General features: G+C 59.0%; 10 protein-coding genes. All 10 read left to right on the top strand.

All coding sequences use genetic code 11. From position 1 onward, the window contains the following. Positions 1-8 precede the first annotated feature (8 nt). The 10 genes from ALMA_RS07595 to glnA all read left to right on the top strand — a co-directional run bounded on the left by ALMA_RS07595 (position 9) and on the right by glnA (position 11,961). Positions 9-545, top strand: coding sequence for a signal peptidase II (locus ALMA_RS07595; RefSeq protein WP_244568913.1), 537 nt, complete (start codon positions 9-11; stop codon positions 543-545). Then, positions 545-1,480, top strand: a complete 936-nt coding sequence (locus tag ALMA_RS07590) for an RluA family pseudouridine synthase (RefSeq protein WP_094727180.1) — start codon at positions 545-547, stop codon at positions 1,478-1,480. Before ALMA_RS07595 ends, ALMA_RS07590 begins: the two co-directional genes overlap by 1 nt. Before the next feature lie 77 nt (positions 1,481-1,557). After that, positions 1,558-5,157: a DNA polymerase III subunit alpha gene (gene dnaE / locus ALMA_RS07585; protein ID WP_094727178.1), complete on the top strand. Its 3,600-nt coding sequence runs from the start codon at positions 1,558-1,560 to the stop codon at positions 5,155-5,157. 131 nt (positions 5,158-5,288) lie between these two features. After that, the gene (hisD, locus tag ALMA_RS07580) at positions 5,289-6,686 is read left to right on the top strand and encodes a histidinol dehydrogenase (protein WP_094727176.1); all 1,398 of its coding nucleotides are present in this window, start codon (positions 5,289-5,291) and stop codon (positions 6,684-6,686) included. Further along, positions 6,683-7,813 (top strand): histidinol-phosphate transaminase, encoded by a 1,131-nt coding sequence (locus ALMA_RS07575; protein ID WP_094727174.1) that lies wholly within the window; start codon positions 6,683-6,685, stop codon positions 7,811-7,813. Before hisD ends, ALMA_RS07575 begins: the two co-directional genes overlap by 4 nt. Before the next feature lie 5 nt (positions 7,814-7,818). Continuing rightward, entirely contained in the window at positions 7,819-8,418 is a 600-nt protein-coding gene (hisB, locus tag ALMA_RS07570; protein ID WP_094727172.1) for an imidazoleglycerol-phosphate dehydratase HisB, read from the top strand. Then, complete coding sequence (locus ALMA_RS07565; protein WP_094727171.1) at positions 8,418-9,200, top strand: hypothetical protein; 783 nt, start codon at positions 8,418-8,420, stop codon at positions 9,198-9,200. Before hisB ends, ALMA_RS07565 begins: the two co-directional genes overlap by 1 nt. Next, a complete protein-coding gene (hisH, locus tag ALMA_RS07560) occupies positions 9,197-9,850 on the top strand; it encodes an imidazole glycerol phosphate synthase subunit HisH (protein ID WP_094727169.1) in 654 nt (217 codons plus the stop codon). Before ALMA_RS07565 ends, hisH begins: the two co-directional genes overlap by 4 nt. An 18-nt stretch (positions 9,851-9,868) precedes the next feature. Next, positions 9,869-10,588, top strand: a complete 720-nt coding sequence (gene priA / locus ALMA_RS07555; protein WP_094727167.1) for a bifunctional 1-(5-phosphoribosyl)-5-((5-phosphoribosylamino)methylideneamino)imidazole-4-carboxamide isomerase/phosphoribosylanthranilate isomerase PriA — start codon at positions 9,869-9,871, stop codon at positions 10,586-10,588. 35 nt (positions 10,589-10,623) lie between these two features. Then, positions 10,624-11,961, top strand: a complete 1,338-nt coding sequence (gene glnA, locus ALMA_RS07550) for a type I glutamate--ammonia ligase (protein ID WP_086107205.1) — start codon at positions 10,624-10,626, stop codon at positions 11,959-11,961. The last annotated feature ends 101 nt before the right edge of the window (positions 11,962-12,062 follow it).

The raw sequence follows: 12,062 nt of genomic DNA, 5'->3' as shown, positions 1-12,062 counted from the left end.
ATGTCCCTGTGGCCGTCTTTTGTTCTACAGTCATAGTGGGACTCGTTCTCGATCAGTGGACGAAGAGCTGGGCTCTGGCTCATCTCAGCGCCGGCCAGGATATTCCAGTCCTGAGCCTGGGGCCACTGCGCATCAGCCTCATGCTTCTGCATAATCCGGGTGCGTCGCTTGGTTTCGGCTCGTCCGTCACGTGGATTATCTCGCTGTTCGCGCTTGCTGCTGCGTGTGCCATCGGGTTTTTTGCACTTCGTACCACGAGCGTGTGGTGGGCGCTCGCGCTGGGACTGACGGTCTCGGGTGCGGTGGGGAATCTCATCGACCGCGTTCTGTATGCGCAGGGCTTCCTGAACGGTCGCGTGGTAGACTTCATAAATTACGGCCCGTTCGTGGGGAATGTGGCGGACATTATCCTCGGCTTTGCGGCTGTGAGCATTATCGGCTGCATGCTGCTGGGTGTGAAGACTGGCATAGCGCGCATGGACTCCCTGCTCTTTGATTCTGCCAATTCTTCCTCCACCACATCTGCCGGGGAGGCACGTGACTAATGCCACGCATACTTCCTGCTCCTGATGCTCTTCTCGGCAAGCGCTTCGACGTAGTCATCGCAAAGATGATGGGTGTCTCGCGCTCTGCTGCAGCTGTGCTCATTGATTCGGGGCAGGCGAAACTCGTAGGACGTACGAGTGATAAGTCGGCGAAGATAGCTGCACACGACATGATCGAACTCGACATCGTCGAAGAGGCTCCTGAGCCAGAACCTATCGACACCACCATGCCCATCCTTTATGAAGACGAGGATGTGGTCGTAGTGGATAAGCCTGTGGGCATGGCAGCACACGCATCTGCTGGGTGGACTGGCCCTACAGTCCTCGGGTCTTTGCTGGGGCGTGGCGTGCACATTACGGATTATGGTGCTGCAGGACGCCAGGGTATAGTGAGTCGTCTCGACGTGGGTACCAGTGGTCTCATGCTCGTGTGTAAGTCTGAACTCGCCTATAAAGAGATGCGCCGACAGTTCTCTGAGCATGAAGTGGTGAAGACCTACCATGCTGTGGTTCAGGGGAATCTCACTCAGGACCGTGCCACCATCGAAGCACCCATCGGCCGCGACCGTGTCTCGGACTTCCGCTTCACAGTCACCCCAGCGGGTAAGCCTGCTGTGACGCACTGGGATGTGCTCGAACGTTTCTCCGAAGCCACGTATGTGAGTGTGAATCTCGAGACAGGACGCACACACCAGATTCGTGTGCATTTCTCTTCTCTGGGGCACCCTCTGCTGGGCGACTCCATGTATGGGGCGAATCCTCGCCTTGCTGAGGCTACCGGCGTGGAGAGGCAGTGGCTGCATGCGAAAAAATTGGAATTCAAGCATCCGCGCACGCACGTGTGGACGGTGGTCGAATCCAGCATCCCAGCGGACCTTCTGCACGCGCTCGACGTGCTGCGTGGGCGAGCCGAGCAGCGCGCGAACGAGCAGTAAAACGCGCCACGCCGGCGAACGCTGGACGGCGCCTCTTCTTCGCGCAAACATCGTGGGCGGACACTACTCTAGAATGCATGGCTGATGTAAAACCTTCGGACTTCGTCCACCTCCACGTGCACACGCATTACTCCATGCTCGACGGCGCGGCGCCTATAGACAAGCTCGTCAGCGCCGTTAAAGAGCAGGGGCAGGTGGCCGTGGGCATCACGGATCATGGGAACATGCACGGCGCCTACGAGCTGTGGTCCACAGCAGTCGGTGCTGGAATTAAGCCTATCATCGGCATCGAAGCGTACTTGACACCAGGAACGTCGCGTTTCGATACCTCACGCGTGCACTGGCGCACGTCGGAAGATCAGAAGCGCGATGACGTCTCCGCGAACGGCTCGTACACGCACATGACCATGCTCGCCGAAACGGATGAGGGGCTGACGAACCTGCTGAAAGCCTCCTCCGTGGCGAACCTCGAAGGTCTCATGGGTAAGTCGCCGCGCATGGACCGCGAAGTGCTGAACCGCTATGCGAAAGGCGTCATCGCCACGAGCGGATGCCCGTCGGGAGAAGTGCAGACGCGCCTTCGCCTCGGACAGTATGACGAAGCTCTGCGTGCAGCAGGCGAGTTCCAGGATATCTTCGGTAAAGAAAACTTCTACGTGGAGCTCATGGATCACGGTCTGAGCATCGAGACGCGCGTGCGTCGCGAGCTGCTCGACATCGCGAAAAAGCTGAACGCGCCTCTCGTCGTCACGAATGACAGTCACTATGCGAAAGAAGAAGACGCCGCAGCACAGGACGCTCTGCTGTGCATTAACTCGGGCGCACGTCTGACGGATGCAGACCGCTTTAAGTTTGACGGTTCGGGATACTACATTAAGTCCGCCCAGCAGATGTATGACCTTTTCTCTGAGTTCCCTGAAGCATGCCGGAACACGGTGGAGATAGCCGAGCGCTGTAATGTCATCTTCGACGACCATCAGGACGGCGCGTTCATGCCGGAGTTTGACTGCCCAGAGGGCTGGGATGAGACGTCGCTGTTCCTCAAGCACGTGCAGGACGGTCTGCTGCGTCGCTATAACGGTAGCGTGCCAGAAGAAGTAGCGCGCCAGGCGGACTATGAGTGCGGCGTCATCTGCCAGATGCAGTTCTGCGGATACTTCCTCGTGGTGGCAGATTACATTAACTGGGCGAAAGAGCACGGCATCATGGTGGGACCTGGCCGAGGCTCGGCTGCAGGATCCATGGTGGCGTACGCTATGGGCATCACGGAACTCGACCCACTGAAGCACGGCCTCATCTTCGAGCGCTTCCTGAACCCGGAGCGTGTGTCTCTCCCGGATATCGACGTGGACTTCGACCCAGAAGGCCGTATGCGCGTCCTGGACTATGTGGCGAATAAATATGGCCATGATAAAGTGGCCCAGTGCGTCACCTACGGTACCATTAAGACGAAGCAGGCTCTGAAAGACTCGGCGCGCATCATGGACTATGATTTCTCCATGGGCGAGATGATGACGAAAGCCCTGCCGCCAGCAGTGGGCGGTAAGGATATCACCGTTCATGACATCTTTAATAAAGATGCGAAGCGCTATGATGAGGCCGTCGAGTTTAGAAACCTGTATAACGATAACCAGGATGTGCAGAAGATTACGCAGCAGGCCATGGGTATCGAAGGGCTTATCCGCCAGACGGGTGTGCACGCGTGTGCCACTATCATGGCGTCGAATCCTATCACCGATACGTCCCCGCTGCTCAAGCGCACGGATGGTACCGTGACCACCACCTTCGAGTATCACACCTGTGAGACTCTCGGACTGGTGAAGATGGACTTCCTGGGCCTGTCGAACCTGACGGTTATCCGCGATACCATCACAAACATCGAGCAGAATGGGAAGCCTGGATTTAACATTCAGGACGTGCCTATCGATGATAAAGAGACCTACCAGCTGCTCTCGCGTGGCGATACCCTGGGCGTCTTCCAGCTGGATTCGGATGGCATGCGTAACCTGCTCAAATCCCTGAAGCCGGATAACTTTAACGACATCTCGGCTCTCATCGCCCTGTACCGTCCGGGTCCTATGGATGTGGACTCGCATAATAATTATGCGAAGCGTAAGAATGGCCTCCAGCAGATAGTACCTATCCATCCGGAAGTGGCGGAGCCTCTGGCGGAGGTCCTGGATGAGACGTACGGACTGATCGTCTACCAGGAGCAGGTGCAGTCTGCTGCACGAATCCTCGCAGGATATTCGCTGGGCCGCGCAGACGTGCTGCGCCGCGCTATGGGTAAGAAGAAGCCAGAAGTGCTGGCGAAGGAACAGGTGCCATTCTTCGAAGGCATGGCAGAGCATGGGTACTCGCGTGAAGCAGCTCAGGCGGTCTGGGACATCTTCGTGCCATTCGCCGGATACGCTTTTAATAAAGCGCACTCGGCAGCATACGGGCTTATTTCGTACTGGACGGCGTACTTAAAGACGCATTATCCTACAGAGTTCATGGCAGCTCTGCTGGAAAATGCGAAGAATGATAAGAATAAGACGGCTCTTTACCTCGGCGAGGCGCGCCGCATGGGTATCCAGGTGCTGCCACCAGACATTAATGAGTCCCAGCTGCAGTTCTCCGCAGTGGGGGATGTGGTGCGTTTCGGCCTGGCTGCTATCCGTAATGTGGGAGCAGACCGTGTTACCGAGATCATTAAGGAACGCGAGGGGAAGAAGGGTAAGTTCGTCAGCTTCCTCGACTTCGTGAACCGTGTGCCGCTGTCTGTGCTGAATAAGCGTATGGTGGAGTCCCTCATTAAGGGTGGTGCCTTCGATAACACGGATGGAAACCGCCGCGCTCTCGTCACCATTCATGAGGCGGCCATAGACATCGCTGCTCCTATAAAGCGAAAGGAAGCAGAAGGACAGTTCGATCTCTTCGCAGACTTCGGAGATAATGAGGACGATGGTGCTTTGGGTGGCGGCGCCACCGACTCAGGCGGCCTCTTTGGTCCAGATGCCGGCGTGGAGATCCGCGTGCCAGACATCGAAGAGTGGGATAAGTCTACGAAGCTGAACTTCGAGCGCGAGATGCTCGGCCTGTACGTGTCCGACCATCCGCTCTCCGGTATGGAAAGTGTACTCGCAGGACTGCGTGACACATCCATCGCACAGCTTCTGAATAACGCGCATACTTTCGAGCCGCGCACTATGGTTACCATAGCGGGCTTGATTACGAGCGTGGAGCGTAAGATATCAAAGAAGGGGAACCCGTGGGCCATCATTACGGTGGAGGACATGGAAGCATCGGTTCAGTGCCTCTTCTTCGGTAAAGCGTATGAAGCCCATGCGCAGGAGCTGAACGTGGATACCATAGTGCGCGTGCGTGGTTTCGCTGAAGCGCGTGATGAATCGGTATCCATCCGAGCTGCGGAGATGGAAGTGCCGCACATCGAGGACGTGGATAATTCCGTCCTCATGCTCAAGCTTCCGCAGTCCGTCTGCCAGGGCGCGCGCATGGAAGAGCTGAGCGCGATTCTGCATAATCATCCGGGATACAGCGAGGTGAAGCTCGCCGTCGTGCAGCAGGATGGTTCGGCGTTCGTGGTGACGTTCGGAGATAACTTCCGCGTGAAAAAGGACGCGTCGCTGTACGGGGACATTAAGGCTATGTTTGGTCCGCACTGCATCGCCTGAGGCGAATTCTTCTGTGCACTCAGGGGGCACGTCCACGTGACGTGGCCCCCTTCGTCTTCTCCATGTCTCAGAACGTGGGACATGCACGCCTCTCGCGTGATTTTAGTCACAGATATGATTAGACTCGAGTTATGGCAGAAGAAAAAATTATACGAACTATAGATTTGCGCGGAAAGACTCTAACCCGCGCTGAGCTTCTGGCCGCTGTCCCTCGCGCTCAGATGGGTGTGAGCCAGGCGGAGGAGCTCGTAGCCCCTATCCTCGACGCTGTGAAAACGCGAGGCGCAGATGCCTTGCGCGAGTATGCAGAAAAGTTTGACCATGTGCGCCCACACCACCTGCGCGTGCCGAAGGACGCTATCCAGAATGCTCTGGAGACTTTGAAGCCAGAAGTGCGTGCCGCCATCGAAGAGTCGGTGCGCCGCATTCGCGCCGTTTGCCAGTCTCAGGTGCCGAAGGACTTTTCCACGCCGCTGGCCGAGGGCGCTCGCGTCTCCCAGCGCTGGATCCCAGTGGAGCGTGTGGGCCTCTATGTGCCTGGTGGTAAGGCAGTGTATCCTACGTCCGTTATTATGAATGCCGCTCCAGCACAGGCTGCAGGTGTCGAGTCCCTGGCCATCGCCACGCCGCCTTCACCACAGAATCCAGATGGCCTGCCGAACGCCACCATCCTGGCCACCTGTGCCATTCTCGGTGTGGACGAAGTCTACGCTGTGGGTGGAGCTCAGGCCATCGGCATGTTCGCGTATGGAGCGAAAGGCACCGAGCCACAGGATGGGGACGTCCTGTGCGAGCCAGTGGACATGATTACCGGCCCGGGGAACATCTTCGTGGCTACTGCGAAGCACATGATTTCTGGCATTTGCGGTATCGATGCTGAGGCGGGTCCGTCGGAGATAGGCATTATCGCGGACTCGACGGCGAAGCCAGCATGGCTGGCCGTGGATCTCATGGGGCAGGCCGAGCATGACGAGCTCGCGGGAGCGGTGCTCATCACCGACGACGCCGAGGTGGCGAAGAAGGTAGAGGAAGAATTGGCAGAACGCGTGCCGCGCACGAAGAACGCCCCGCGCATGACAGCCGCACTCACGGGCACACAGTCCGCCATCGTTCTCACGGACAGTCTCGACATGTCCATAGACGTGGCGAACGCGTACGCCGCCGAGCATCTCGAGATTCACACGGCGGACGCGGACGAGGTGGTGAAGCGTATCCGGAACGCCGGCGCTATCTTCCGCGGACCGTACTCGCCAGTGCCACTGGGCGACTACATGTCCGGCTCGAACCACGTGCTGCCGACGGGCGGTACAGCGCGCTTCCAGTCGGGCCTCGGCGTGCACACGTTTATGAAGGCCGTGGAAGTCATCGAGTATGACGAGGTGGGTCTGAAAGCTCTAGCGCGGAAGGTGAATGATTTCGCGGTTAGCGAGGATCTCCCAGCACACGGCGAGTGCGTGCTCACGCGCTTCGTGGATGACACGTATGATAAAGCGACCCTGGCAGACCAGGAGACGAAGGCTGGCCTATGACTGATATGACTGGTATCCCGCTGCGCAGCGACCTCCTCGGCGAAGAACCGTACGGCGCACCTCAGCTCGACGTGCCCGTATGCCTGAATGTGAACGAGAATCCGTATGCGCCGAGCCCTGAGGTCGTGGAGACCATCACGGCTCGCATAGCCGAGATAGCGCCCACGCTGAACCGGTATCCGGACCGCGAGCATACCGCGCTGCGCGAGGCGCTCGCCACGTATCTGAAGCGCGAGACGGGCGTGCAGCTGGCCGTGGAGAATCTCTGGGCTGCGAATGGCTCGAATGAGATTATGCTGCAGATCTTCCAGGCGTTCGGCGGTCCGGGCCGCACGGCTCTGAGCTTTGCGCCGACGTATTCCATGTATCCGGAGTATGCGCGCGACACCTTTACCGCGTGGCAGACTGTGCCGCGCCGCTCGGACTTTACTGTGGATGTTCAGGCGGGGATCGACGCCATCGCGCGCGTGAAGCCGTCCATAGTCCTGCTGACGAGCCCGAATAATCCGACCGGAACTCCTATCAGCGTTCAGGACATCGAACGCATCGCCGCTGCGTGCGCTGAGCTTCCCGTCGAGGGAGCGCCGGGTGCGCATCCGGTTCTCGTGGTGGATGAGGCATATGCGGAGTTTCGCGCGGAGGGCACGCCGTCTGCGCACACGCTCATCGCGCGCTATCCGCTCGTGGCCGTCAGCCGCACGCTCTCGAAGGCCTTTGCTTTCGCGGGTGCGCGCGTGGGCTACGTGGCGTCCAGCCGCGCGGTTATCGACGCGCTGCGCATCGTGCGCATGCCGTACCACCTGAGCGCTCTGACGCAGGCGGCTGCTCTGGCTGCTCTCGAGCATACCGAAGGTCAACTCTCCCAGGTCGCACACTTGCGTGCTACTCGAGAAGAGACCGCCTCCTGGCTTCGCTCTCAGGGGCTCGAGGTCGCCGCGAGCGACTCGAATTTCCTCCTGTTCGGACGGTTCGCCGACTGTCATGCTGTCTTCGAAGGTATGCTCGCTCGGGGTGTACTCATCCGCGAAGTGGGACCAGAAGGATACCTGCGCGTGTGCATGGGGACGGATGAAGAGATGACGGTCTTTCGGAATGCGCTGAGCGCAGTAGTGGAAGAATTGGAGTAAAAAATATGGCACGAACCGCCACCATCACACGCACGACGAGCGAATCAAGCATCGAGCTGACGCTGAACCTCGACGGTACGGGAAAAACGGACATCCACACGAGCGTGCCGTTCTACGACCACATGATGACGGCGCTGGGCAAGCATTCCCTCATCGACCTGACCATCCGCGCGAACGGAGACACGCACATCGACGCCCACCACACGGTGGAGGACATAGCCATAGTCTTCGGCGAAGCGCTGAAGCAGGCTCTCGGCGACAAACGCGGCATCGTGCGCTTCGCAGACTGCCTCGTGCCGCTGGACGAAGCGCTCGCCCAGTGCGTCATCGACATCTCGGGCCGACCATACGCGGTGTGCAGCGGAGAGCCGGACGGATTCGAATACGCGATGATAGGCGGACACTTCACTGGCTCACTCGTGCGTCACGCGCTAGAATCGATAGCGTATCACGCAGGCATCTGCCTGCACATGCGCGTCCTGGCCGGGCGTGATCCGCATCACATAGCGGAGGCAGAGTTTAAGGCTCTGGCCCGAGCGCTACGTGAAGCGGTGAGCCTCGACCCGCGCGTAGACGGAATTCCTAGTACGAAGGGGTCGCTGTAGTGGCAGACGATGAGAGAAAAAATGCAGACGGTGCGGATTCACGTGCTCACGGTGCGGATGCGCTGAGCGACGCGCAGGTGAATGCCGCCTTCGCCGACCTCGAAAAGCAGTTCTCGAGCGATTTCGAAGACTCGCTGAGTGCACTGGATGATAATCTGACCGATCCGGGCGCTGCGTCGGTCGCGTCGGACGCGGACAGCGCAGACAGTGCGAGTGCGGACGGCTTCTCGGATCTCTCGCTCGACCCGCATTTCGACGACGAACTCGCCGGAATCCTCGGACAGAAAGCGAAAGTGGCACTCATCCTCGCGCCCTTCGCTCAGCCGCAGATTCTCGCCGCGCTCGCACGCATGGCAGACGTGGAGATGAGCGTCTTCTTCATCCGCACGGGCTGCGTGGGCGTACTCCACGACCTCGACGGACAGGGGCCGGAAGATGCCGTGCGCGCGCTGTCTGAGATGATGACCGACGTGCCGTTCCTGCTGAGCGTGAACCGCGCTGATAAGGTGAGCCTGACACGCTGGGAAAATGGCGCAGAGGTGGAGCAGCTCACGCCGCCGCTCATCTTCGTGAACATGGACGATGTGGTCGAAGACCTCATGATAGGCTTCACCGCGCTTGGCGAGCTGTCTCAAGCAGGGTATGACGTCGTAGAGGCGAGCTCGTTCGAGACTGTGGAGGCTGCTATGAGCTACCTCGCCGGGATGATGCGCGCGAACAGGAATCCGTTCGCGGATGACGGCTTCGACAGCTCGGACGACTCGGACGGGGAGGCCGTATGACGTCACTCGTCGTCTTCGATTACGGTTTCGGAAATGTCCGCTCCATGGTCCGCGCTCTCGAAAACGTCGCGCCAGACGCTCGTGTGGAGCTGACGCGAGACCGCTCGGCCGCGCTGAACGCGGACGGTCTCGTCGTGCCGGGCGTCGGTGCCTTCGCCGCGTGCATGGACGGCCTCGTGAGCGCGGGTGGTGCGGATATCATTTATGAACGCGTGCGCTCGGACCGCCCTGTCCTCGGCGTGTGTGTAGGCGAGCAGATTATGTTCAATTCTGGCTCTGAGCGGGGGATTCACTGCGACGGCCTCGGTCTTTTCGGAGGGCACGTGGGGATGCTTTCTGCTCCCGTCGTGCCGCATATGGGGTGGAATACCGTGGAGGTCGCGCAGGATTCTGTTCTGTTTTCGGGGCTGGAGGACGAACGGTTCTATTACGTGCATTCTTATGCTGCGCATGAGCTGAACGAGCCTGCGGAGCATGAGGGCGTATTCTCTCGTGCGTATGAGCCACGCGTCACCTATGGAAGCTACGGTGCAGATACTTTCGTGGCTGCAGTGGAAAAGGGGCCACTCATGGCTACGCAGTTCCACCCGGAAAAGTCTGGAGAGGCGGGGGCGGGACTTCTGCGTAACTGGATACGAAGTTTTTCCTAACGAAGAAGGAGCGACGCTATGCTTACACTTTTACCAGCAGTGGATGTGCGATCGGGACGTGCTGTGCGTTTACGCCAGGGGGCCTCGGGCTCGGAGACAGATTATGGCACGCCGTTCGAAGCCGCACAGCGCTGGGTGGATGAAGGAGCCACATGGCTGCATGTGGTGGACCTCGATGCGGCCTTCGGGACGGGAACGAATCACGCGCAGGTGCAGGAGATAGTGGATAAGCTCGGCTCTGTGGTGCATATCGAGCTCTCGGGTGGCATTCGTGATGACGAGTCGCTGGAGTCAGCTCTTGAGGCTGGCGCTGCGCGCGTGAACATCGGTACGGCTGCTCTCGAAAAACCAGACTGGACTGCTGAGGTCATCCGCCGCTATGGTGAGCGTGTGGCTGTGGGTCTGGATGTGCGGGGAATGACGCTAGCGGGTCGCGGCTGGACGAGTGAGGGGGGAGACCTCTTCTCGATGATAGAGAAGCTCGACGCTGCTGGCTGCTCGCGTTATGTGGTCACGGATGTGAACCGGGATGGCATGATGGGTGGACCGAATGTGGAGCTTCTGCGCGAGGTGACAGCACATACGAGCGCATCGGTGACGGCTTCGGGCGGCATTTCGAGCCTCGACGACCTGCGGGCGCTGGCTACGCTCGAGGGTGGTGTGGATGCTGCCATCCTCGGAAAGTCTCTGTATTCGGGAGCGTTCACGCTTCAGGATGCGCGAGAATTGGATATATAACAAACGCGTAACAATTACCTGAGAAAATGACACGTATGAACAAGCAGCAAGAATTCGCATTACGTACGGTAGAAGAGCGCGACATACGCTTCATCCGTCTCTGGTTTACTGACGTACTCGGCCAGCTCAAATCCGTGGCTATAGCTCCAGCCGAGCTGGAAGACGCATTCGAGGAGGGCATCGGCTTCGACGGCTCGGCCATCGAGGGCCTCACGCGTGTCTCGGAAGATGACATGATAGTACGTCCAGACCCGACCACATTCCAGATTCTGCCGTGGCGTGGCGGCCCACAAGGCACCGCGCGCATGTTCTGCGACGTGCTGACCCCAGAAGGACAGCCATCGCTCGGCGACCCACGCTACGTGCTCAAGCGCACGCTGACACAGGCTAAGGAGATGGGCTTCACCTTCTACGTGCATCCGGAGATAGAATTCTATCTCTTCGAGCAGCAGGACGATTATTCGAAGCCTCCAGTACCTATCGACGCGGGCGGATACTTCGACCACGTCCCACGTAGCTCAGGTATGGACTTCCGTCGCGCTACGGTGAATATGCTCGAGCAGATGGGCATCTCCGTGGAGTACTCGCATCATGAGGCTGGACCTGGCCAGAACGAGATAGACCTGCGCTACGCCGATGCGCTGGCCATAGCGGATAACATTATGACCTTCCGCACTGTGGTGAAGGAGATATCTCTCGAACGCGGCATCCATGCGAGCTTCATGCCGAAGCCACTCGTGGACCAGCCAGGATCTGGCATGCACACGCACCTGAGTCTTTTCGAGGGCGATGCGAATGCCTTCTATGAGGCTGGGCAGGAATTTAACATGAGCCAGACTGCTCGTCAGTTCGCAGCAGGTTTGCTGTACCATGCTGCCGAAATCACTGCCGTGACGAATCAGTACGTGAACTCGTACAAGCGCCTGTGGGGTGGGGCAGAGGCTCCGAGCTTCATCTGCTGGGGACATAATAACCGTTCTGCTCTTCTGCGTATCCCGCAGTATAAGCCAGGTAAGGGAAACTCTGCCCGTATGGAATTCCGCGGCCTCGATCCTGTGGCGAACCCATACCTCGCATATTCTGTGCTTCTGGCTGCTGGCCTCGACGGCATCAAGCAGGGCATGGAGCTGGGAGAGCCGACGAGCGATGACGTCTGGGAGCTGACGGATATGGAGCGCCTCGCCATGGGCATACAGCCGCTGCCAGATTCGCTGGACAGGGCGCTGAAGGTCATGGAAAAGTCTGATTTCGTGGCTTCTGTCCTGGGCGAGCATGTCTTCGAATACTTCTTGCGTAATAAGCATAAGGAGTGGGAAGAGTATCGCATGCAGGTGACGCCGTACGAGCTGGAGAAGTATCTGCCACGGCTGTAGTGTGCGGGTGGGGGTGTGGTGCTGGTGTGCGCGGCTGGGACGGGCTTTGCTCCGGGGGCTGCCGAGTACTTGCCGAAGTCGCTTCTGTCTGATTTAGACTA

It is taken from the genome of Alloscardovia macacae (assembly GCF_002259705.1).
Taxonomy (GTDB): domain Bacteria; phylum Actinomycetota; class Actinomycetes; order Actinomycetales; family Bifidobacteriaceae; genus Alloscardovia; species Alloscardovia macacae.
This window is presented reverse-complemented; position numbering and strand designations above follow the sequence as displayed.

Bases quoted from the DNA above. Each gene is read 5' to 3' on its own strand.
- ALMA_RS07590 (WP_094727180.1), top strand. From the start codon at position 545: ATGCCACGCATACTTCCTGCTCCTGATGCTCTTCTCGGCAAGCGCTTC.
- dnaE (WP_094727178.1), top strand. From the start codon at position 1,558: ATGGCTGATGTAAAACCTTCGGACTTCGTCCACCTCCACGTGCACACG.
- hisD (WP_094727176.1), top strand. From the start codon at position 5,289: ATGGCAGAAGAAAAAATTATACGAACTATAGATTTGCGCGGAAAGACT.
- ALMA_RS07575 (WP_094727174.1), top strand. From the start codon at position 6,683: ATGACTGATATGACTGGTATCCCGCTGCGCAGCGACCTCCTCGGCGAA.
- hisB (WP_094727172.1), top strand. From the start codon at position 7,819: ATGGCACGAACCGCCACCATCACACGCACGACGAGCGAATCAAGCATC.
- hisH (WP_094727169.1), top strand. From the start codon at position 9,197: ATGACGTCACTCGTCGTCTTCGATTACGGTTTCGGAAATGTCCGCTCC.
- priA (WP_094727167.1), top strand. From the start codon at position 9,869: ATGCTTACACTTTTACCAGCAGTGGATGTGCGATCGGGACGTGCTGTG.
- glnA (WP_086107205.1), top strand. From the start codon at position 10,624: ATGAACAAGCAGCAAGAATTCGCATTACGTACGGTAGAAGAGCGCGAC.